Source organism: Rhodococcus sp. BUPNP1, assembly GCF_002215235.1.
Taxonomy (GTDB): Bacteria; Actinomycetota; Actinomycetes; order Mycobacteriales; family Mycobacteriaceae; genus Rhodococcus.
The window spans coordinates 20,979-41,989 of the sequence record NZ_NERM01000033.1; the positions used below are offsets into that span (position 1 = coordinate 20,979).

20 protein-coding genes are annotated in these 21,011 nt (G+C 72.4%); 9 read left to right on the plus strand and 11 right to left on the minus strand.

The window, feature by feature from the left end; translation table 11 throughout:
• Positions 1-32 precede the first annotated feature (32 nt).
• Both B9C99_RS22740 and B9C99_RS22745 read right to left on the minus strand, forming a co-directional pair.
• Complete coding sequence (locus tag B9C99_RS22740) at positions 33-1,496, minus strand: NAD(P)/FAD-dependent oxidoreductase (protein ID WP_088899432.1); 1,464 nt, start codon at positions 1,494-1,496, stop codon at positions 33-35.
• Between the two features lie 96 nt (positions 1,497-1,592).
• Positions 1,593-2,357, minus strand: coding sequence for a precorrin-3B synthase (locus B9C99_RS22745; protein ID WP_088899433.1), 765 nt, complete (start codon positions 2,355-2,357; stop codon positions 1,593-1,595).
• Between the two features lie 74 nt (positions 2,358-2,431).
• On the opposite strand from B9C99_RS22745, the gene B9C99_RS22750 reads away from it, so the two are divergent.
• The 3 genes from B9C99_RS22750 to B9C99_RS22760 all read left to right on the plus strand — a co-directional run bounded on the left by B9C99_RS22750 (position 2,432) and on the right by B9C99_RS22760 (position 3,999).
• The gene (locus B9C99_RS22750; RefSeq protein ID WP_088899442.1) at positions 2,432-2,845 is read left to right on the plus strand and encodes a PPOX class F420-dependent oxidoreductase; all 414 of its coding nucleotides are present in this window, start codon (positions 2,432-2,434) and stop codon (positions 2,843-2,845) included.
• Between the two features lie 5 nt (positions 2,846-2,850).
• Positions 2,851-3,351: a DapH/DapD/GlmU-related protein gene (locus B9C99_RS26305; protein ID WP_088899434.1), complete on the plus strand. Its 501-nt coding sequence runs from the start codon at positions 2,851-2,853 to the stop codon at positions 3,349-3,351.
• A 114-nt stretch (positions 3,352-3,465) separates the two neighbouring features.
• Positions 3,466-3,999, plus strand: coding sequence for a glutathione peroxidase (locus tag B9C99_RS22760; protein WP_088899435.1), 534 nt, complete (start codon positions 3,466-3,468; stop codon positions 3,997-3,999).
• A 42-nt stretch (positions 4,000-4,041) separates the two neighbouring features.
• Here the strand turns inward: B9C99_RS22760 and B9C99_RS22765 are convergent, their stop codons facing one another.
• From B9C99_RS22765 to B9C99_RS22775, 3 genes are all read right to left on the minus strand, one after another.
• The gene (locus B9C99_RS22765) at positions 4,042-5,412 is read right to left on the minus strand and encodes a metallopeptidase TldD-related protein (protein WP_088899436.1); all 1,371 of its coding nucleotides are present in this window, start codon (positions 5,410-5,412) and stop codon (positions 4,042-4,044) included.
• Positions 5,409-6,920 carry a TldD/PmbA family protein gene (locus tag B9C99_RS22770; RefSeq protein ID WP_088899437.1) on the minus strand — a complete coding sequence of 504 codons (1,512 nt, stop codon included), beginning with the start codon at positions 6,918-6,920 and terminating at the stop codon, positions 5,409-5,411. Before B9C99_RS22770 ends, B9C99_RS22765 begins: the two co-directional genes overlap by 4 nt.
• A 62-nt stretch (positions 6,921-6,982) precedes the next feature.
• Positions 6,983-7,747 (minus strand): TSUP family transporter, encoded by a 765-nt coding sequence (locus tag B9C99_RS22775; protein ID WP_088899443.1) that lies wholly within the window; start codon positions 7,745-7,747, stop codon positions 6,983-6,985.
• 104 nt (positions 7,748-7,851) lie between these two features.
• Here B9C99_RS22775 and B9C99_RS22780 point away from each other — a divergent pair, with 104 nt between their 5' ends.
• Genes B9C99_RS22780 through B9C99_RS22795 form a run of 4 tightly spaced genes read left to right on the plus strand, consistent with a single transcriptional unit; the run spans position 7,852 to position 12,425 of the window.
• A complete protein-coding gene (locus tag B9C99_RS22780) occupies positions 7,852-8,394 on the plus strand; it encodes an FxsA family protein (RefSeq protein WP_088899438.1) in 543 nt (180 codons plus the stop codon).
• 19 nt (positions 8,395-8,413) lie between these two features.
• The gene (locus B9C99_RS22785) at positions 8,414-10,024 is read left to right on the plus strand and encodes an amidohydrolase (protein ID WP_253250169.1); all 1,611 of its coding nucleotides are present in this window, start codon (positions 8,414-8,416) and stop codon (positions 10,022-10,024) included.
• Positions 10,021-11,649 (plus strand): apolipoprotein N-acyltransferase, encoded by a 1,629-nt coding sequence (lnt, locus tag B9C99_RS22790; RefSeq protein ID WP_172415063.1) that lies wholly within the window; start codon positions 10,021-10,023, stop codon positions 11,647-11,649. Before B9C99_RS22785 ends, lnt begins: the two co-directional genes overlap by 4 nt.
• Entirely contained in the window at positions 11,649-12,425 is a 777-nt protein-coding gene (locus B9C99_RS22795; protein ID WP_016695914.1) for a polyprenol monophosphomannose synthase, read from the plus strand. Before lnt ends, B9C99_RS22795 begins: the two co-directional genes overlap by 1 nt.
• Positions 12,426-12,470: 45 nt before the next feature.
• Here B9C99_RS22795 and B9C99_RS22800 read toward each other — a convergent pair whose 3' ends face one another.
• The 5 genes from B9C99_RS22800 to B9C99_RS22820 all read right to left on the minus strand — a co-directional run bounded on the left by B9C99_RS22800 (position 12,471) and on the right by B9C99_RS22820 (position 17,526).
• Complete coding sequence (locus B9C99_RS22800; protein ID WP_088899439.1) at positions 12,471-13,466, minus strand: diiron oxygenase; 996 nt, start codon at positions 13,464-13,466, stop codon at positions 12,471-12,473.
• Complete coding sequence (locus tag B9C99_RS22805; RefSeq protein WP_088899440.1) at positions 13,463-14,377, minus strand: prephenate dehydrogenase; 915 nt, start codon at positions 14,375-14,377, stop codon at positions 13,463-13,465. The genes B9C99_RS22800 and B9C99_RS22805 overlap by 4 nt, the downstream gene beginning before the upstream one ends.
• Positions 14,374-16,539: an aminodeoxychorismate synthase component I gene (gene pabB, locus B9C99_RS22810; RefSeq protein WP_088899441.1), complete on the minus strand. Its 2,166-nt coding sequence runs from the start codon at positions 16,537-16,539 to the stop codon at positions 14,374-14,376. The genes B9C99_RS22805 and pabB overlap by 4 nt, the downstream gene beginning before the upstream one ends.
• Before the next feature lie 8 nt (positions 16,540-16,547).
• On the minus strand, positions 16,548-16,928 hold the full coding sequence (locus B9C99_RS22815; protein WP_016695910.1) for a chorismate mutase: 381 nt from the start codon (positions 16,926-16,928) through the stop codon (positions 16,548-16,550).
• A 259-nt stretch (positions 16,929-17,187) separates the two neighbouring features.
• Entirely contained in the window at positions 17,188-17,526 is a 339-nt protein-coding gene (locus tag B9C99_RS22820; RefSeq protein WP_026061850.1) for an RNA polymerase-binding protein RbpA, read from the minus strand.
• Between the two features lie 230 nt (positions 17,527-17,756).
• On the opposite strand from B9C99_RS22820, the gene B9C99_RS22825 reads away from it, so the two are divergent.
• A complete protein-coding gene (locus B9C99_RS22825; protein WP_060653046.1) occupies positions 17,757-18,098 on the plus strand; it encodes a hypothetical protein in 342 nt (113 codons plus the stop codon).
• Positions 18,099-18,144: 46 nt separating this feature from the next.
• Here the strand turns inward: B9C99_RS22825 and B9C99_RS22830 are convergent, their stop codons facing one another.
• On the minus strand, positions 18,145-18,732 hold the full coding sequence (locus tag B9C99_RS22830) for a hypothetical protein (RefSeq protein WP_016695907.1): 588 nt from the start codon (positions 18,730-18,732) through the stop codon (positions 18,145-18,147).
• A 543-nt stretch (positions 18,733-19,275) separates the two neighbouring features.
• Between B9C99_RS22830 and B9C99_RS22835 the strand changes: the two genes are divergently transcribed.
• Positions 19,276-21,011: condensation domain-containing protein (locus tag B9C99_RS22835; RefSeq protein ID WP_143543587.1), on the plus strand; the 1,736-nt coding region annotated here is incomplete at its 3' end.

A 21,011-nucleotide genomic window follows, 5' to 3' on the forward strand; every position in this document is an offset into this window, starting at 1 on the left:
GTCGCGACAACAACTGCACGTGCGAGAGGCGGTCAGCTGCGGCGGGATTCGAGCAACCGCAACCAGATCTCGCTGATGGTGGGGTAGGACGGCACCGCATGCCACAGCGCGTCCAGCGGCACCTTCCCGACCAGGGCGACGGTGGCGGCGTGGACGAGTTCGGCGACCTCCTGGCCGACGAAGGTCGCGCCGACGAGGGTGTCGGTGGCGCGGTCGACGACGAGCGCGGCGTGCCCGGCGTAGTCGTCGCGGGCGAGCGAGGCCCCGGCGACGTCGATGTCGGCCTCGAGGACCTCGACGTCGAGGCCGTCGGCGCGGGCCTGGTCGGCGGTGCGGCCGACCGCGGCGATCTCCGGGACGGTGAAGATCACCTGCGGGACCTGCCCGTGGTCGGCGCTCGCCCGGAATCGTGACCCGTCGGTGGGGCGGTTCTCGGCGCGAGCGGCGATGACGTCCCCGCACACCCGCGCCTGATATTTGCCCATGTGGGTCAGGGCGGCGCGACCGGCGATATCCCCGACCGCATACAGCCACCGACCGTCGATCCCGTCGACGGTGAGATCGTCGGCGACCGTCACCTTCCCGTCGGTCAGGCCGACGCTGCCGAGACCGAGTCCGTCCACGGTGGGGTGGCGGCCGGCGGCGACGACGATCTCGTCGACCTCGACGGTGCTGCCGTCGGACAGTTCGACGGTGGCGGGACCACCGTGGATGCAGCCGACGCCGGTGTCCTTCACATCCGGGCGCTGCACCGAGCGGATCTCGGTGCCGTAGCGCACATCCAGGCCCTTGTGGGCCATGCGGGTGGCGACGCGTTCGGCGGCGAACGACTCCACACGCGGCAGCAAGCGGTCGCCGCGCACCGCGAGGGTGAGTTCCTCGACGCCGAGTTGCCGCAGCCAGGTGGCGGTTTCGCACGCGACGACACCGCCGCCGACGACCAGCACGCGGCGGGGGATCTCGAGCAGGTTCGTCGCATCGCGGGAGGTCCACGGCAGCGCGTCGCGCAGCCCGGGCAGGTCCGGGATCGACGGGACGGTGCCGGTGGCCAGGACCACGGCGTGCCGGGCCTGCAGGCGACGCTCCCCGTCGCTGCCGGCGACGGTGACGGTGCGTTCGCCGTCGAGGCGGCCGTGGCCGCGCACCACGTCGATACCCGCACCCTTCGCCCAATCCACCTGGGAACTGTCGTCGCGATTGTGGGTGAAACTGTCGCGGCGGGCCAGCACGGCCGGTACCTCGACGCCGTGGGCGCTGATCTTGTCGGCGACGCCGGGCATGTTGCGGGCGGTGGCGAGCACCTGGGTGGGGCGCAGCAGGGCTTTGCTGGGCATGCACGCCCAGTAGGAACATTCGCCGCCGACGAGTTCGTGTTCGACGAGCACCGCGGTGCGGTCGCTGCCGGCGATGGCGTACTGGGCGGCGTTCTCCCCGGCCGGGCCCGCGCCGAGGACGATCACGTCATAGCTGTCGGATTCCGCTGTCGGACCGCTCATCCGTCCACGATAGGCGCGGCCGAACCGTCGGCGGGCCGGATCGGCGGCGACGGTCCGGTTCGCGAAGTCCGCCCGTTCGTGCAGGTCAGCGGTGGCTCAGTGCAGGTGCGGGGAGTCGGCGTCGAAGATCAACCCCATGGGGGCGAGCACCCGCACCACCTGCTCGGCGGTCCACTCGTCGAGATCGCACAGCAGCACCGACCGCCACGGGGTGACGATCACCGGACGGTCGACGGCGGCGAGGAATTCCGCGAGTCGCGCGGGGAGGATCCCGCCGGGCAGCCCGCCGGCGAGGGTGACGGCCCCGTCGGGCTGGTCGAGCCAGCCGATCGGTGGCCGCGGCTGCTCCGGTACCGGTTCCGGGTCACCGGTGGGGTCGGCCGGTGGGGTGAGCAGCGCGTCGGCGGCGTCGTCCGGGGCGACGCGCACCCCGGTGTCGGCGCCGTCGCGGATCACCGCGTAGCGACCGTCGGGGCGGGCGAGGACCGCGACGGTGGGGGCCAGGGCGACGATGTCGCCGGTGCCGTCGTCGAGCCCGAACACGGTGCCGGCCGGCACCGGCCGCTCGTCGAGGCGCGCGAGCACCGCGACGGTGAGTTCGCGCAGGTCGTGGTGTCCGCCGATGCGGCCGCTGAGCGGGGAGACGAGAAGCCGTGCGCGGGTGGGCACGTCGACGGTGAGACCGGCGGCGGTGAGCGCCGCGCTGATCGCGGCGTGGTCACCCCGCACCTGCAGCTGGGCGTGGGCGGTCAGATGCAGTTCGCCGCCGCCGTGGGTGTGGGCGAGTTCGGCGAGCAGCTGCACCTGCGCGGAGGTCAGATGCCCGGCGGGCAGGTGCACGTCGACAGCGGTATCGGCCATGACCGCCAGCGTAGAACGCGGCGCCGGCGGGACGAGCGCTGCCGTGAGACCGTGCGGTTTGTAGGGTGGTGGCCATGCCCGAGTCGACGACCCCCACCGTCGCGGACCTTGCCGCCGCCAAGTTCGTGCTGCTGACCACCTACCGCAAGGACGGCAGCGCGGTGGACACCCCGGTGTGGGCGGCGCCCGACGGGAACCGGCTGCTGGTGTGGACGGTCGCCGACGCCTACAAGGTGCGGCGGTTGCGCCGCGATCCGCGGGTGTCCCTGGCGATCTGCGACGCGCGCGGCAACCCGAAGTCGGCGGCCGTGCCCGGCACGGGGGAGGTGCTCGACGCCGACGGTTCGGCGCACGCCCGGTCGGTGATCGCCCGCAAGTACGGGCTGCTCGGCCGGATCATCGTGGGCGCGAGCGTGGTGCGTCGCGGCCGCACCGGCACCGTCGGGTTGGCGTGTGTGCTCGATCCCGCCGACACGGCCGGCCGGTAGACGTCGTGGCGCGTTCTCACACCTACCGGTCCCAGGCGATCGCGGTGGCGCTCGCGAGCAGCCCGCTGATCTCCAGCGGGAGTCGTTGGAAGTGGTTGCGCCGCGCCGGTGTCGACGCCGCACCGCCGAGCCTGATCCACACCCGCGTGGTGGTACAGGGCCTCGGCCGGCTCACCCTCGGCGCGGGCTCGTTCGTCAACCACGGTTGCTATTTCGACACGGTCGCCGACATCACCGTCGGACAGCGGGTGTTCCTCGGCGACCACGTGCGGGTGCTCACCAGTAGCCACCGGATGGGCACCGCCGAACAGCGCGCCTCGACGTTGACGGGGGAGCCGGTGACCATCGGCGACGGCGCGTGGATCGGCTCCGGGGCGGTGATCATGCCGGGCGTGAGCATCGGGGCCGGTGCGGTGATCGGCGCGAACTCGCTGGTGACGAAGGACTGCGCCCCGCACACGCTGCATCTGGGCAGTCCCGCCCGGCACGTCCGTGACCTGGACTGACCCCGCCACCCGAGCGCGTCCGGATCGTCCGGGTTCGTCCGATCCCGTAGGGTCCGTGGTGATCTCGGCCTCATCTGCGGGGCCGAGCCGATCGAACCCAGTTCAGGAGAGCGCATGTCCGTGCACGAGTACACCGTGGCCACCGCCGACGGCGGCAGCGAGGATCTCGCCCGCTTCGCCGGCCGGTATCTGCTGATCGTCAACGTCGCCAGCAAATGCGGCCTGACCCCGCAGTACGAGGCGCTCGAGGCGCTGCACCGCGAACTCGGCGAGCGCGGCCTGCAGATCCTGGCGTTCCCGTGCAACCAGTTCGGTGGTCAGGAACCGGGCAGCGACAGCGAGATCCAGGAGTTCTGCCGCGTGAACTTCGACGTCACCTTCCCGGTGTTCGCGAAGGTCGACGTCAACGGCGACGATGCGCACCCGCTCTACCGGCACCTGCGCGCCGAGGCTCCCGGCGATTTCGGGCCGCAGCACGGTTTCCTGTTCGAGCACGTGAGCACGACCCGCCCGGAGGCGATCGGCACCGACGAGGTGAAGTGGAACTTCACCAAGTTCCTCGTCGACCCGCAGGGTGCGGTGGTGCGCCGCTTCGAGCCGACGGTCACCCCCGAGGAGATCGGCAAGGAACTCGCCGACCTGCTCTGAGCCCCTATCGGTCCGGTCGGTGCCTACCGACCGGACCGGAGGTCAGTGGGCGGCGCTGACCGACGACATGTGGAAGTCGGGGATGCGCACCGGCGGCATCGCGGTGCGGGTGAACCAGTCCTTCCACTCCCGCGGCAGGGTGCGTTCGGTGGCGCCGATCTCGGTGGCGCGGCCGAGCAGATCGACCGGAGATTCGTTGAACCGGAAGTTGTTCACCGCCGCCCGCACCTGCCCGTCCTCGACGAGATACACCCCGTCGCGGGTCAGGCCGGTCAGCAACAGCACCGCCGGATCGACCTCCCGCAGGTACCACACGGTGGTCAGCAGCAGACCGCGTTCGGTGCGGGCGATCATGTCGTCCACATCGGCGGTGCTGCCACCGGTGAGCAGCAGATTCTCGCCCGGTGCCGTGGGCGTGGCCCCGAATTCGGCGGCCGCGGCCCGCGGATACGCCAGCGCGTGCAGGGCGCCGTCGCGGAGCCAGTCGACCCGCGAGGCGCTCATGCCGGTGTCGAACACCGAGACACTGTCGGTGGAGGCGGTGGCGACCACGAACGGCGCATAGCCCAATCCCGGGGCGGCCGGATCGGACGTCAATGTCACCGGCAGTCCGGCGATCTGCTCGCCGAGGCGGGTACCGCCGGGCCCCGCCCACACCGACCGGCCCTCCTCGGCGCCGCGCCCGTCGAGGGACCACAACAGTGGGATCATCAGGTCCGCGACCACCGAGGGTGGCAGCAGCGTCTCGTACCGTCCGGCGGGCAGGTCGACGCGGGTACCGGCCCAGTCCAGCCGCCGCGCCAGTTCGGCGCGCAGCGGATCCATCGCGATGTCGGTGAAGTCGACGGTGCCGGCGCCGACCCAGGCGCTCGCCCCGGTCAGGCCGCCGCGTTTGCCGTTGAGCTCGAGCGACCCGTCGCGTTGCACCCAGCGGCGCCGCACCCCGGTGGAGGTGCCCAGCCACATCGTCGTGGATTGGTGGTGGGCGAATCCGTAGAGGGCATCGGTGTCGTCGAAGCCGGCGGCGAGCCCGTCGAGGAGCGGGGCGAAGACCTCGACGTCGGTGCCGACAGCCTCGTCGCCCCACTGCGGGTCGGTGTCGTCGCCGTCGATCAACGGCATCGCATCCGGTGCCGCCGGGGCCTGCTGCGCGGCCGCCCACGCCGCGGCGACCACCGCGCCGATGTCGTCGGCGTCGACGATCGGGGCGCTGACCACCCCGCAGTGTGCGCCGCCGGGGGTGCGGCGGATCGCGAGGATCGTGGCGCCGCGGGCACGGGCGGAGCCGTTGGTGGTCATCGAACTGCCGGCCCACCGCAGCGACGCCTCGGCACTGTCGGTGACCATCACGATGGTCTCGTCGGCAGGGGAGGTCGCCAGGGCGGTCTCGACGAGTCGGTCTCCGGGGATCATCGGCCACCTTCCTGCACCGTGTTGAGCACGTTCACGCCGCGCACCAGCACCGACGGGCAGCCGTGCGAGACGGACGCGACCTGCCCGGGTTGCGCCTTGCCGCAGTTCATCGCGCCGCCGAGCTGCCAGGTCGACGCGCCGCCGACCGACTCGAGGGCACCCCAGAACTCGGTGGTCGACGCCTGATAGGCCACATCGCGGACCTGCCCGGCGAGGCGGCCGCCGCGGATCCGGTAGAACCGCTGCCCGGTGAACTGGAAATTGTGCCGCTGCATGTCGATCGACCAGCTGCGATCACCGACGATGTACAGCCCGTCGTCGACCCCGGCGATCAGATCGGCGGTGCTGCGATCGACGCTCGGATCGGGTTGCAGCGACACGTTCGCCATCCGCTGGATCGGCACGTGATGCGCCGAATCGGCGTAGGCGCAGCCGTTCGAGCGGGCCACCCCGAGCTTCGGGGCGAACGCCCGGTCGAGCTGGTAGCCGACGAGCACCCCGTCCTTCACGAGATCCCAGGACTGGGCGGCGACCCCGTCGTCGTCGTAGCCGACGGTGGCCATGCCGTGCGGTTCGGTTCGGTCGGCGGTGACGTGCATGACGTCGCTACCGTAGCGCAGGCTGCCGAGCAGGTCGGGGGTGGCGAAGGAGGTGCCGGCGTAGGCGGCCTCGTAGCCGATGGCGCGGTCGTATTCGGTGGCGTGCCCGACCGATTCGTGGATCGTCAGCCACAGATTCGTCGGGTCGATCACCAGATCGGTGCGGCCCGGCGTCACCGACGGGGCCTGCGCCTTCTCCGCGAGCTGCTCGGGCAGTTCGGCGAGCTCACGGCTCCAGTCCCACCACCGGTCCGAGGCCACATACTCCCAGCCGCGGCCGGTCGGTGGGGCCAGGGTGCGCATCGACTCGAAGGTGCCGGCCTCACGGTCGACGCGGGTCGCGTCGAGGTCGGAGTGGATCCGCACCCGCTGCTGGGTGATCGTCGACCCGGCGAGATCGGCGTAGAAGGTCTGTTCCTTGACCAGGGTCAGATTCGCGGCGACGTGGTCGACGCCGGCGGCGTCCTGCAGTCGCCGCGAACGGTCCTCGAGTACCGCGATGCGCTCGGCCGCGGGGACGGTGAACGGGTCGATCTCGTACGGCGAGACCCACACCGCGTCCCGGTGGACCGGTTCGTCGGCCCACTGCACCGGATCGCGGTTCAACGCGCGCAGGGTGCGGGCGACCGCGACGGCTCGGGCCGCGGCGTCGGCGGCGCCGTCCGGGCCGGGCACCGGATGCGACGCGAACCCCCAGGTGCCGTCGAGCAGCACCCGCACCGCCACCCCGCAGTCGCTGTCGTCCACCGCCGCTTGCAGGGCGCCGTCGCGCAGGGTGCTCGTCCCGGTTCGGATCCGATGCACCCGCACATCGGCGTGACTCGCACCCGCCGCCCGCGCCACCGTCAGGCCCGCGTCGGCGGCGGCGTGCAACGGCAGGGCCAGAAAATCGTCGTCCACCGCATTCACCCGCCCACGGTAACGCCGGGATGTGCGGCATCGGGGTTGCCGCACCGAGCGTCTCGGGTGGCTCAGCCGAACTGTTCGATGCCCAGGCGGATCACCATGGCGATCACCACGACCAGCAACACCACCCGCACGAACCCGGCGCCGCGGGCGAGCGCCATCCGGGAGCCGAGCACCGAGCCGGCGACATTGCACACCGCCAGCGCCGCCCCGAGCGCCCACCACACGTGCCCGCCGACGGCGAACAGGACCAGCGCCCCGAGATTCGAACCGAAGTTGAGCACCTTCGCCATGGCCGCGGAGGTGACGAACTCGCTGCCGAGCATCGCCGCGAACACGATGATGAAGAAGGTGCCGGTGCCGGGCCCGAGGATCCCGTCGTAGAAGCCGATCACCGCCGCGGCCGTGATCACGACGGTGACCAGCCGCAGCGTCGACGGGCGGCGGGTGCCGCCGGCGCCGAGTTTCGGGCGGGCGGTGACGAACACCGCCACCGCGACGAGCACCACCATCACGATCGGGATGAACACCTCCCGGTCGATGAGCGAGACCGCCGCCGCCCCCGCCGCCGCGGCCACCGCGGCGACCAGGGCGGCGGGGCCGAGCAGCGACCAGCGCAGCGGGATGCGCCGCGCGAAGGTCAGCACCGCCGCGCCGGTCCCACAGATCGCGGTGAGCTTGTTCGTCGCCAGCGCCGCCTGCGGTGTCAACTGCGGGGCGACGAGGAACAGGGCGGGCAGCAGGATCAGCCCGCCACCGCCGACCACCGCGTCCACCCAGCCGGCGGCCGTCGCGGCGGTCATCAGCAACGCCCAGTCACCTGCAGTCATGGCGGCCATTCGATCACGCGCCGTATCCGGGGGCGGGTGCGGGAGCAAAACCGGCGGCCCGTTCGTTGACCGGACAGAAACCGCCGACGGAAGGAAGTCCCGCCGTGTACCCGTTGTTGTTCGTGCTCTACGTCGTGGCGGAGATCGCGGTGCTGGCCTGGCTCGGCTCCACCCTCGGCGCCCTGGCCACCGTGCTGATCTTCCTCGGTGTCAGCGCCGCCGGTTATCTCGTGCTCGCCGCCCTGGGTCGTCGCGCGCTGCGCAACCTCGGTGAACTGCGCGGGGGCCGGGCGCCGCGCGCCAATTCCCCGGAGCGGGTGCTCACCGACGGTGCGCTCATCGGCGCCGGCGCGGCCCTGGTGCTGATTCCCGGCATCGTCAGCACCGTGCTCGGGATGCTGTTGTTGCTGCCGACCCGCGCCGCGCTGCGGCCGGTGGTGCGCACGCTGGTCGCGCGACGCGCCCGCGCCACCGGGTTCTCCGCGCAGCGGCTGGTGGTGGTCGACGGACAGGTCGTCGATCACAGCGTCGTCGGCGGCGCCCCGCACCTGACCGGTGGTCCGGCGGTGACCGAGCAGGTCGACGACCGTGGCACCGTGCTCGAAGGGGAGATCGTGGAGACCCCGCGCCGCCGCGAAGAGCGGTAACCGGGCAGACTGGGCACTCGTGAGCCCTGCACCGCACACCCAGCTTCTCGTCGGCGGCCGCATCTACAGCGCCAGTGCCCCCGATGCCACCGCGATGGCCGTCACCGACGGCACGGTCGTGTGGGTCGGGCAGGACCGGCCCGGCCGCGCCCTGCACCCGGACGCCGAGATCGTCGACCTGCACGGCGCGTTCGTCGCCCCCGGTTTCGTCGACACCCACGTGCACACCACCACCCACGGCCTGGCCCTGACCGGGCTGGATCTGACCGACGCCGTCGACCGCGAGGACGCGCTGCGCCGGGTGCGCGCACACGCCGATGCGCACGACGACGCGGTGATCTGGGGGCACGGCTGGGACGAGACCCGCTGGCCCGACCCGACGCCGCCGACCACCGCCGACCTCGATGCCGCCGCCCCGGCCCGGCTCGTCTATCTCGGCCGGATCGATGCGCATTCGGCGGCGGCATCGAGCGCGTTGCGGGCCGCCGCCGAACCCCTCGACGAGCTGGCCGGGTTCGATCCGCAGCAGCCGCTGACCGCCGCGGCGCACCACGCGGTGCGCGGCGCCGCCCGCCACGGGCTGACCGCCGCGCAGCGTGCCCGCGCCCGCTTGGCGGCCCTCGACGATTTCGCCGCGCACGGCTACGTCGCGGTGCACGAATGCGCCGGCCCCGACATCTCCGGGCTCGACGACTTCACCGAACTGCTCGGCACCGACCATCCGGTGCAGGTGCGCGGCTACTGGGGCCAAGCGGTGCGCACCGGCGAAGACGCCGCGGAGCTGCTCGCGAAAACCGGCGCCGATGCCCTGGGCGGGGATCTGTTCGTCGACGGGTCGATCGGTTCGCACACCGCCGCGCTGGCCCGCCCGTACGACGACCTGGCGGACTGCTGCGGCACCACCTATCTGACCGAGGACGAGCTGACCGCGCACGTGCGGGCGTGCACCTCGGCGGGCATCCAGGCCGGTTTCCACGTCATCGGTGACGCGGCGACCACCGCCGCGGTCGCGGCCTTCGAGGCGGTCGCCGCGGAGGTCGGGGGACCGGCGCTCGCCGCGCGTGGGCATCGGCTCGAGCACGTCGAGTCGCTGACGGTCGCGCAGGCGGAGGTGTTGGCGCGGTACGGGGTGATCGCGAGCATGCAACCGAGCTTCGACGCGCTGTGGGGCGGGCCGGACGGGATGTACGCGCAGCGGCTCGGCGCCGACCGCGCCGCGGCGTTGAACGCGTTCGCGCCGCTGGCGGCGACCGGACTGGCGTTGGCGTTCGGCTCCGATGCGCCGGTGACAGCGCCGCGGCCGTGGCCGATGCTGCGTGCGGCGGTGCACCACCGCACCGAGGGCAGCGGGATCTCGCCGCGGGCGGCGTTCGCCGCCGCGACCCGCGGCGCGTGGCGCGCCGGTGGGGTGCGTGACGGGATGGCCGGCACCCTCGATCCGGGGGCGCCGGCGTCGTATGCGATCTGGGAGGTCGGGGAGCTCGTGGTCAGCGCCCCGAAGGATTCGGTGCAGCGGTGGTCGACGGATCCGCGGTCACGGGTGGCGCCGCTGCCGGATCTGACACCGGGCACCGCCGATCCGGTGCTGGTGCGCAGTGTGCACCGCGGCCGGGTCGTGTACGCGCGGTGACCGGCCGACGCTTCGCGAAGGTCACCGCGCGGGCGGTGCGTGTCGTCGCGCTGCGCGCGCTGCTGGCCGTCGTCGCGGGAGTGTTGCTGTTCGCGTCGTTCCCGCCGCGTCCGCTGTGGTTCCTCGCCCCGGTCGGGATCGCGCTCCTGGTCGGTGTATTGACTGCAGTGCCGCTGCGGCGGCGCGCCGGGTTCGGCTACGGCTATCTCGCCGGCCTCGGTTTCCTGGTGCCGCTGCTGCCCTGGATCGGCGTCTATGTCGGTCCGTTGCCGTGGTTGGCGCTCGCCGCCGTCGAGGCGGTCTTCGTCGGTCTGTTCGGGGCGCTGGTGGTGCACCTGCGGTCGTTGCCGGTCGCGCCGTTGTGGATCGCGGCGGCGTGGAGCCTGACCGAATGGTTGCGTTCGAGCGTTCCGTTCGGTGGGTTCCCGTGGGGGCGGTTGGCGTTCGGGCAACCCGACGGTGGGTTCGTCTCCCTCGCCGTCGTCGGGGGCGCCCCGCTGGTGTCGTTCGCCGTGGCCGCGACCGGTGCCGGTCTCGCCGCCCTCGCCCTGACCGCCTACCGCCGTCCCCGCCCGGCGCGGGCCTGGACGGCGCCGGTCGCGGTGACGCTGCTCGGGCCGCTGCTCGCCGCGGCGGCGTGGCCGCTGGTGCGCACCACCACCGACGAGTCGTCGACGGTGACGGTCGCGGCGATCCAGGGTAGCGTGCCGCGCCTGGGTCTGGACTTCAACGCCCAACGCAAGGCGGTGCTCGACAACCACGTCGCCCGCACCCTCGCACTCGCCGAGGACGTCGCTGCCGGGCGGGCCCCGGCCCCGGATGTGGTGATCTGGCCGGAGAACGCCTCGGACATCGACCCGCTGCGCAACGCCGACGCCGCTCGCGACATCTCCGCCGCGTCCGCCGCGATCGATGCACCGATCCTTGTCGGGGCGGTGCTCGTCAACGACGACCGGACCACCACCAATTCGGTGATCGTGTGGGACGCGCAGACCGGTCCGGGGGAGCGGCACGACAAGAAGATCATCCAGCCGTTCGGCGAATACCTGCCGTGGCGGTCGTTCTTCCGGTTGTTCTCCGAGTACGCCGACCGCGCCGGCCATTTCGTGCCCGGCGACGGCGACGGCATGGTCACCGCCGGCGGCATCGAAATCGGGGTGGCGACCTGTTACGAGGTGGCCTTCGACCGGGCGTTCCGCGACTCGATCGACGCCGGCGCGCAGCTGCTGGCGGTGCCGACGAACAACGCCACCTTCGGCGACACCGAGATGACCTATCAGCAGCTGGCGATGTCGCGGGTGCGGGCCGTCGAGCACGGCCGGGCCGTGATCGTCGCGGCGACCAGCGGGGTCAGTGCCATCGTCGAACCGGACGGTCGGGTGCAGCAGAGCACACCGTTGTTCGTGCCCGATGCCCTGGTGGCGCAGGTGCCCTTGCGCGCAGACGTTACGCTGGCTAGTCGGCTCGGAGTGGCGCCGGAGCTTGTGCTCTGCGCCGCGGCCGTGGCCGCCACCGCTCTCGCCCTGGTGCGGGGGCGGCGGGAGAAGGCCGGTGCGGCAGCTCGCACCAGCACCGGCGCAGCAGGAGCACCGGCCGGTGGCCGGTTCGACAAGGAGGACCTCTGATGGCAGCGGCGACGCCGGCCGGGAACGACAGCGCACCCAGCGCCCGCACCCTGGTGATCATTCCGACCTACAACGAGCGGGAGAACCTCGGTCGGATCATCACCCGGCTGCACGCTGCGCTGCCGCACACCCACGTCCTCGTCGTCGACGACGGCAGCCCCGACGGCACCGGTGACCTCGCCGACGACCTCGCCGCCGCCGACGAGCGCATCGCGGTGCTGCACCGCACCGAGAAGAACGGTCTCGGCGCCGCCTACATCGCCGGTTTCCGGTGGGGTCTGGCGCACGACTACACGGTGCTCGTGGAGATGGACGCCGACGGCAGTCACGCCCCCGAACAGCTGCACCTGCTGCTCGAGAAGGTCGACGCCGGCGCCGATCTGGTGCTCGGCTCGCGTTACGTGCCCGGCGGCACGGTGGTGAACTGGCCGTGGCATCGCGAGGTGCTCTCCCGCGGCGGCAACATCTACTCCCGTCTCGCGCTGGGGGTGTCGGTCCAGGACATCACCGGCGGTTACCGCGCCTATCGCCGTGAGGTGCTCGAGAAGCTCGACCTCGACGCGATCGCCTCGCACGGCTACTGCTTCCAGGTCGATCTCGCGTGGCGCACCCTGCAGGCCGGGTTCACCGTCGCCGAGGTGCCCATCACGTTCACCGAACGGGAGATCGGCGAGTCGAAGATGAACGGCAACATCGTGCAGGAGGCCCTCGTCCGGGTCACCGTGTGGGGGCTGCGCAGCCGCCTCGCGCGCCTGCGGGCACTGCTCGGCCGCTGAACCGGCCCGCGCGGCCGAGGTGTCAGGCGCTGCGCGGCTGATGCGCTAGCCGCTGCGCGGCCACGGCCAGCGGGCGTCGAGTTCGTCCCCGAGCCCCAGGCCCGCGCACAGTCGGCGGATGGCGCTGCAGTCCTGCACCACCGGCCGGCCCTCGGTCACGGCGATGGTGTCGGCGACCAGCTCGTCCCCGCCGGGGATGTTCTCGTGCGCGATGATCGCCGCCCAGGTGGAGGTGTCGGCGCCGGTGAACGCCGCGACCGCGGTGCCGAGCGCGTCGAGCAGCCGCACCCGATCGGTGTCGTCGAGTTCGGTGAGCACCGCGGTGAGCAGCCCACCGGCCAGCGAGGCGTGGCACAGCTCGTCGCGGCGGTGCACCGCCACCGTCGCGCGGTTGACCGGTTGCAGCTCCGGGTCGGTGGTGAGCAACGCCAGATAGGCGCTGATCGAGGTCTCCGCGACGGTGGTGAACGCCAACTGCACCAGCGCCGCGTCCCGCGGGGTCTCGGCGTGCGCGACCGCGGCGCGATGCTCGCGCACCGTCGGGCACGGCGGCAGCACCGACTCCGGCAGCGTCCAGCCGCGGCGACGGCGGGTGAGCACGTTGGCCTGCTGGTGCATGAGGGTGTGGTACTGCTCGTCGACCATCGCCTGGAGCACCCCGGTGACCACCGTGTCGGACGGGTCGATGCCGAAGGCGTCCTCGGTGATCAACGCGAAGCCGGGGTTGACGACGTGCTGTTCGATGTCGACGACGCTCTTGTTGTACGCGATCCACGCCCACGCCCGCAGCCGCGCCTGCTGCTGCTCGTCGAGCGCGAGATAACGCGGATGCTCGGCGAAGGGCAGCATCTGCTCGGGATAGTCGGCGCGGTCCGCCTCGAACAGCGCGTCGAGGTCGACCTCGGGTTTCTTCACGGCGGCGCGGCGCGGCCACGAGCGGGTCAGCCCGGCGATCACCGCGCTCTCCGCCGGATCGGACGGATCGTATTGCGGGAGTTCCGGCGCGCGCAGCTGCGGGCCGGGGATGTCGGACGCACTCATGTCCGGCTCCTTTCCTCGCTCGGATCGCCAGCCGCACCCGGATCGCGGGGCAGCGCCGCGAACAGCTGCGCACACAGCTGCGCGGCGGCGGGTTGCCCGTCGCCGAGCGCGGCGCGGGCCCGGTCGAGCAGCGCCGCGAAGTCGGGCAGCGCGTCGGTGGCGGCGTCGAGATCGGCGACCGCCTCGGCGAGGGCGCGGCGGGCGGTGGCGGCGTACGGGTTGGTGAGCTGGATGTCGTGGTAGACCTCGGCGGTGCCACCGGCGACGCGGGCGAGCAGCGCCCGCAGCACGGTGTGCGGGGGCGCGGCGACCTGCGCGGCGACCTCCGGCACGTCGAGCCGGTCGAGGGCGATACCGAACGCGAGGATCGCGGCGTGGGTGAGCACCTGCACGGCGGCGGTGATCCGGTCGTGCTCGTCGGCGGTGGTCTCGACCACCGTGGCATCCCAGGCGCGCAGCGCCGCGACGAACTCGGCCACCACCGGTGCGTCGTGGTGGCGCACCGTCAGCACGGGCCGGCCGGGCAACCCGAGATCGGGGGCGAACATCGGGTTGATGCCGAGCGCGGAGGCGCCGGGCCGGTAGGTGTGCAGCGCCGCGGCGATCGGGGTCTTCACCGACAGGGTCTCCACCAGCAGGGTGTGCGGGGACAGCAGCCGCGCGAGCACCGGCAGGGCGGCACCGGCGACGACGTCGGGGACGGCGAGCACCACGATGTCGGCGCCGTCGAGCGCCGCGGCGAGGCGGGTGTCGGGGGCGGTCAGATCCGCGCGCAGCATCCCGGGTGCGGCCGGGTCGGCGGCCGGGTCGACGACGAGCACCTCACGGCCGGCCTCGCGCAGCGCGGCGGTGAGCAGGGCGCCGACGGCGCCGCATCCGCCGGCGACGACCACCCGGCCGGGCGTGGTCACGGCCCGGCCCGCCCCGGCAGCACCGGTGGCCCGTCGACGAGATCGGCCGCGGAGCCGACGGCACCGGCCCCGTCGGTCGGGGTGGTGTCGCGGGCGGCGGCGAGGCAGCGGCGCATCACCACGGACTTGACGAGGGTCTCGTCGAGTTCGTCGTCCGGATCGGACAGCGCCACGATCGCCCCGCCGATCCCGAAGGTGACCTCGTGGGCGGTGGCGACGAGGGTGCGGATGACCACCGACAGGTCGGCGGCGCCGGTCGGCGACAGATACCCGATCGCCCCGGAGTACACCCCGCGCGGGCCGTCCTCGAGCTTGTCGATGATCTCCATGGTGCGCAGCTTCGGGGCGCCGGTCATCGACCCGCCGGGGAAGGCGGCACGCACACAGTCCACCGCCGAGACGTCCGGGCGCAGCCTGCCGCGCACCGTGGACACCAGCTGATGCACCGCGGCATAGGTTTCCACCGCGAACAGCGCCGGCACGTGCACCGAGCCGGGGACGCACACCCGCGACAGGTCGTTGCGCACCAGGTCGACGATCATCAGGTTCTCGGAGCGGTCCTTCTCGCTGGCCTGCAGTCCGTCCCGCAGCGCCGCGTCCTCACCGGGGGTGCGGCCGCGCGGGCGGGTGCCCTTGATCGGTTTCGATTCGACGGTGCCGTCGGCGTCGATCCGCAGGAACCGTTCCGGGGACGCGCTGAGCACCGCGACCTCGGGGAAGTCGAGCAGCGCACTGTAGGGGGTGGGACTGATGCGGCGCAACACCCGGTAGGTGCTCAGTGGGTCGATGCCGCCGTCGACGGTGACGGTGTTCGTCAGGCACACCTCGTACGTCTCGCCGCTGCGGATCTCGTTCTGGCACTGGGCGATCAGATCGAGATAGCGCTGGGGGGAGTGCCGCAGCCGCAGTTGCGGGCCACCGTCCGCGCCGATCAGTGGCACCGGGGTCTGTTCGTCGGTCGCCGGTTCGGGCAGCGCCGACAGGATCGCGGCGGTCGCGTCGAACCAGGCGAGGGTCTCGGGATCGTCGGTGTCCTCGGTCAGGGCGAGCAGATAGCAGCAACGCCCGTCGTGGTCGACGACGACCGCGCGGTCGGCGAAGACCAGCGCGGCGTCGGCGTAGGGGGAGGTGTGCACGAGCTGCGCGCCGGCGTCGGCCTTGAGTTCGTAGCCGAGATAGCCGACGTAGCCGAGCGCGAACCCGAACGGCAGGTCGTCGCGGGCGGCGACGCGGCGCTCGGCGAGCCGGGCGGTGAGATGGTCGAAGACGGGGCGGTGGTGTTCTTCGACGGTGCCGTCGGCGCGGTGTTCGCGCACGATGCCCTCCCCGACCCGGTAGGTCAGGTAGTCGGCGCGCGGTCCGGCGCCGTTGCCGAGGACGGTGAACCGCGACCGCGGATCCAGCGCGGCGCTGCCGTCGAGCCAGAAACCGTGCGGTCCGGCGGCGAAGAGCGCCTCGTAGACGGCGGACGGGTCGGGGTGCAGCGGCAACTGGCGGCTGGCGAGCACGTAGCGCGGGGCCGGTTCGGGCGCCGGTTCCGGATCGGCGGGGGAGGTGACGGTGATCGGGTGGCGCGGCGGGGTGGCGTCGCGGAAGTTGGCGAGCAGTTGCGCGCCGTGGGCGGTGCCGATCGATTCGGGATGGAACTGCACCCCCCACAGCGGGCGGTGCCGGTGCGCAACGGCCATGAGCAGCCCGTCCGGGGTGCGGGCGGTGGCGACGAGATCCGCGGGGACCGGGTCGGCGATCAGCGAGTGGTAACGCACCGCCTCGAACGGCGACGGCAGCCCGGCGAACAGGCCGGTGCCGTCGTGCAGGATCGGGCTGGTGCGGCCGTGCACCGGTTCGGGGGCGGTGATCACGGCGCTGCCGAACAGCTGGCACAGCCCCTGATGGCCCAGGCACACCCCGAGCAGCGGCACCCCGGCATCGGTGAGGGCGCGGGCGCTGATCCCGAAGTCCCGGGCCCGGTCGGGGCGGCCCGGTCCGGGGGAGATGACGATGTTGTCGAACGGTTCGGCGACGAGCTCGTCCCAGCTGCGATCGTTGGTGAGCACCCGCGGCGGGATGCCGTTGACGCGGGTGATCAGGTCGTAGAGGTTGTAGGTGAACGAGTCGTAGTTGTCGATCAACAGCGTGCGGATCGGTCGGGGCGCAGACACGACGGGCCTCAGTTCGTGCCGTCGCCGCGGCGACCGGAGCCGACCCGGTCTGCGGCGTCGTCGCCGGAGACGATGCGGTCCTCGACCCGGCAGGCCTCGTCGATGAGCAGGGTGTACAGCGAGCGCACGAAATCCCCCGACAGGCCGTGCCGGTGCGCGTAGTCCTGGGCGCGGCGGTGCACGACCTCCATGCGGCCGGGTTGCATGACGTCGAGGCCGTGGCGTTGCTTGAGTTCGGCGACGCGTCCGCACACCTCGAGGCGGGCGCGGACCCCGTCGAGCAGGGCCCGGTCGATGTCGTCGAGTTCGGCGCGCAGCTCGGCCAGTTCGGCGGCGGCCCGGGTCGGCGGTGCGTCCGCCGCAGTGTGGTGACGGTCGGTCACGGACACTCACCCCCTTGCAAGCGACCCGCCGGAACACCGGCGCGAAGGTCGTGGATCGGGCGTGCCGATCATGATCGATCGGCGTGCGATCATGATTGCACGCACCGTCCGGCCGATATCGACGATTGATCGATTCGTGGCGGGGCCGCAACCGAATTCGCGGAACCACCGTCCCGTCGGGAGGGCGTCGTCGGGTCCGTAACGACGTGTGCCGCCCCGGACGATCGTCCGGGGCGGCACACGTACGGGTTTGGGCGGCGTGGTGTCAGGCGCCGCGGCGCTTGGCCTTGAGCAGGTCCAGGCGCTCCTTGAGCAGGTCCTCGAGTTCCTCGATGGAGCGACGCTCGAGCAGCATGTCCCAGTGGGTGCGCGGCGGCTTGACCTTCTTCGGCTCCGGTGCGGCACCCTCGACCAGGGTGCCCTCGAGGCCGTTCTTGCAGATCCAGGTGCCGGGGATCTCCGCGTCGTCCGCGAACGGCACGTCGTATTCCTCGCCGTTGTCGCAGCGGTAGCGCGCGATTCGCCGCGGCGCCAGATCGTGGTCGCGGTCGGTTTCGTAGCTCACCGCCCCGAGTCGGCTGCCTCGCAGTACACGATCTGCCATGGTGGTGTCCTTCCTTGTGTGCTCCGCCCGGGTGACGATGCCGTGCGGCATCGACGCCGAACTCGACGTCCACTGTGCTCAACGTCGGAGGAGCCGATTCCGTTCCCGCGGCCCGCCGAGGAGCCGAAGGGCAAGTCTACCGACCCGCCGCAGCGCCGCACGCACCGTGCCCGCCCTCCCGCATCTGCGGTGTTCCCGCCGCCCCGCCGGGGGTGCGGGCGGGCAGTACAGTGACGCTCGTGACCGGACGTGACACGCGAGCGAGCACGTGCCTGTGGTGCGGGCGCCCGGTACCGGAGATCGGCACCGGCCGGCGACGCCGGTACTGCCGCCAGTCGTGCCGGCAGCGCGCCTACGAGCAGCGCAGCAGCGCCCGCCGCGCCGGGCTGCCCGAGGATTCCGTGGTGCTCACCGCCGCCGAGGTCGAGGCGCTCGCCGACCGCGCGTTCCGGGTGCGCTGCGCCGCCGAGGACGTCGCCACCGCGGTCGCCGAGGGCGCCGCGGCCGACGAGCTGACCGCCCTGTGCGCGGAGCTGCTCGACCTGGCCCGCGACGCCGAGCGACTGCGCTGACCGCCCCAGATCGGGCCGACGGCACCCGATCGGGGAGTGACAGGCCTCAGGCGAAGAAACCCCCCATGGTGTAGATCACCTGGCAGAACGCGCCGTTGGCGTACTGCAGCGAGCCGAACAGGGCGCCGAGCACCGCGCCGGGACCGCTGTCGATCACCGTCGACTGCAACCCGCCGCCGTTGTTGTCGAGGGTGGCGACCCCGGCCCGGATGTTCTCCATGTTGATCCACACGAACTTCAGGTCCGAGGCGGCCACCGGCGCCCCGGCGGTGGGTTCGACGAACACCTCGATCGACCCGAACGGCACCTGACCGTGCGGGCCGGGATGCACCCAGGCGGTGGTCATCGCGAACGGCACGAAACCGCCGCCGCAGCCCGGGCCGACGGTGGGGGCGGGCGCCGAGAACGGCTGCGGGATGTTCTTCGGCGGCGGCGCGAACGGATTCGCCGAGCCGGAGTCGGCGACGAGCCGCTCGAGCGCGGCGAGGGTCTCGGGGGAGTCGGCAACCTCCGCGCGCAGCTGGTCGAGCGGCACCCCCGGCGGGGCGGTGTCGGCGGTGGCCTGGGCGGGGGCCGCGAGCAGGGCGGCGGCGAGCAGGGCGGTGACGAGCGGGGCGGATCGGCGACGCAACATCTCGGGCTCCTTCGAATCGGGTCGAGCAGGCGGGACGAGACGATCCGGTCGCGATCCGGTCACGCACGGGTCGCGGCACGGGGGCACGAAGGTGACGGCCGCTTCGAGAATAAGGACACCTATCCGGTTTCGGGGCGTTTCCGACGAGCCCGATCCGGCTTCCCGGCCGACCTCACTCGTCACGCCGGTCACGAACAGGACATTCCTCCCGACCGTCGGGAAAACGTTATCGAAACGCGACGAATCTGCTGCGGGGGAACGATTTCCGAGGTCACCGGCGGTGCCGCACCGGCTCTGCGGCGGTATCGGTGCGATGCCGGAGGTTCTGCAGGGGACGGGGGTGCGGCCGTCGCCGCAATCCGGTCGTACCGGTCGCACCGGTGGTCTAGCTTGTTGTGTGGTCCCGGTCACACGGGGTCACACGATCGAACGGGGGTCCGATCGCGGCGCCGCACGCCCAGCGCGGCACCGGGATCGGCCCCTGCACGCGATGTCGGGGGACACACGCCGATCACGGCCAACAACATCGCTTTCGGAGGGGACATGTCGCTGCGACACCGTCGTCCGCAGATACCGGCCGGCGCTTTCCCGCTGTCGTCCGCGCAACGAGCCATCTGGTTCGCGCAGCAGCTCGCGCCCGAGGTACCCGTGTGCATCGCGCAGTATGTGGATCTGCGCGGCGCCCCGGACCTGGATCTGCTGCGACGCTGCGGATATCGCGCCGGCGCCGAGTTCCAGTCCGCCTATCTGCGGGTCGTCGACGTCGACGGCGAACCCGTCCAGTACGTCGACCCCACCGTCGAGGACCGCAACGACATCCCGCTGCTCGACTTCCGCGGCGCACCCGACCCGATGACCGCGGCACACGAGTGGATGACCGCCGACTACGCCACCCCGGTGGACCTGGCGAACGACCTGCTGGTGAACATGACGATCCTGCAGGTCGCCGACGACCGGTTCCTCTGGTACGCCCGCATCCACCACGTCGCCCTCGACGGATTCGCGGCGATGACCATGGTCAACCGCATCGCCGCGCTGTACACCGCCGAGATCGAAGGCCGCGAAGCGGAACCGTCCAAGGCCGCCGACCTGCGCGCCCTGTACGACTGGGACCGCGACTACCGCACCTCCGAGCGCTACCGCACCGACCGCGACTACTGGATCGAACGGGTCGCCGGACTCGAGGACGGCTCGACCCTGGCGCACCGCGACGCCCCCACCGCGGCGGTGTCACTGCTGTCGAGCCACACCCTCCCGGACGAACTCGTCGACGCGCTGACCGCGGTGGACGACGAACCGGGACTGTCGTCGACGGCGGCGGTGATCGCGGCGTTCGCGTGCTATCTGGCGCGGATGACCGGCCGCGACGACGTGATGATCAACCTGCCGGTCTTCGCCCGCACCACCGCGATGGCCCGCCGCTCCGGCGGCATGCTCGTCAACACCGCGCCGCTGCACATCTTCGTCGAACCGGGCGACACCCGCACCGACCTGGTGCGGCGGGTGCAGCTCGAACTCACCGGGGCGCTGCGACACCAGCGGTTCAGCCTCGAGGACATCCGCCGCGAGACCGGCGCCGCCGGCGATCCGTACCGCTATGCCGGGCCGATGGTCAACGTCATGCTGTTCCGGCAGGAGATCGTGCTCGGCGACATCCGCGGCGAGTTCCACATCATGACCTCCGGTCCCGTCGAGGACCTGCTGGTCAACATCTATCAGAGCGGCGACCCGGCCCGGACCTTCCTCGACTTCCGCGGCAACCCCCACCGCTACGACGAGGACGAACTGCGCACCCACCACGACCGGTTCGTCGACCTGCTCGACGACTTCCTGCGCAGCGCCCCCGACCGTGCGGTCGCCGCGATCCATCCGGCCAGCGTGACCCTCGGCGAGCAGCGCCGCCGCGCCGCGGCCGCCGCCGGATTCTGGCGCGAACGCCTCGCCGACGCCCCCGAACGCCTCGAGCTGCCCCGCCCGGTCACCGCACCCGCCGACGACACCCCCATCGATGTCGAGGACCGCCTGGCGGTCACGGCCGCGGCGCTCGCCGCGCGCTTCGCCACCACCGAGGGCGGCGCCCCCGACGCCACGATCGCCGCGGTGCTGCACGCCGCGACCGCGGCGCTCACCGCGCGGCTGACCGGCCACGACGACGTCCTCGTCGGGGTGGCCCACGACGGGCGGGTGCTGCCGCTGCGCGTCGCGGTGGACCCGGCCGAACCCTTCGCCGAACTGGTGCGGCGCGTGCGCACCCTCGACGCGGATCTCGCCGCCCACAC

Coding starts and splice junctions, on each gene's coding strand:
- B9C99_RS22760 (WP_088899435.1), top strand. CDS start 3,466: ATGTCCGTGCACGAGTACACCGTGGCCACCGCCGACGGCGGCAGCGAG.
- B9C99_RS22745 (WP_088899433.1), bottom strand. CDS start 2,357: ATGGCCGATACCGCTGTCGACGTGCACCTGCCCGCCGGGCATCTGACC.
- B9C99_RS22775 (WP_088899443.1), bottom strand. CDS start 7,747: ATGACTGCAGGTGACTGGGCGTTGCTGATGACCGCCGCGACGGCCGCC.
- B9C99_RS22765 (WP_088899436.1), bottom strand. CDS start 5,412: ATGATCCCCGGAGACCGACTCGTCGAGACCGCCCTGGCGACCTCCCCT.
- B9C99_RS22830 (WP_016695907.1), bottom strand. CDS start 18,732: ATGTTGCGTCGCCGATCCGCCCCGCTCGTCACCGCCCTGCTCGCCGCC.
- B9C99_RS22820 (WP_026061850.1), bottom strand. CDS start 17,526: ATGGCAGATCGTGTACTGCGAGGCAGCCGACTCGGGGCGGTGAGCTAC.
- B9C99_RS22795 (WP_016695914.1), top strand. CDS start 11,649: ATGGCAGCGGCGACGCCGGCCGGGAACGACAGCGCACCCAGCGCCCGC.
- B9C99_RS22800 (WP_088899439.1), bottom strand. CDS start 13,466: ATGAGTGCGTCCGACATCCCCGGCCCGCAGCTGCGCGCGCCGGAACTC.
- B9C99_RS22750 (WP_088899442.1), top strand. CDS start 2,432: ATGCCCGAGTCGACGACCCCCACCGTCGCGGACCTTGCCGCCGCCAAG.
- B9C99_RS22740 (WP_088899432.1), bottom strand. CDS start 1,496: ATGAGCGGTCCGACAGCGGAATCCGACAGCTATGACGTGATCGTCCTC.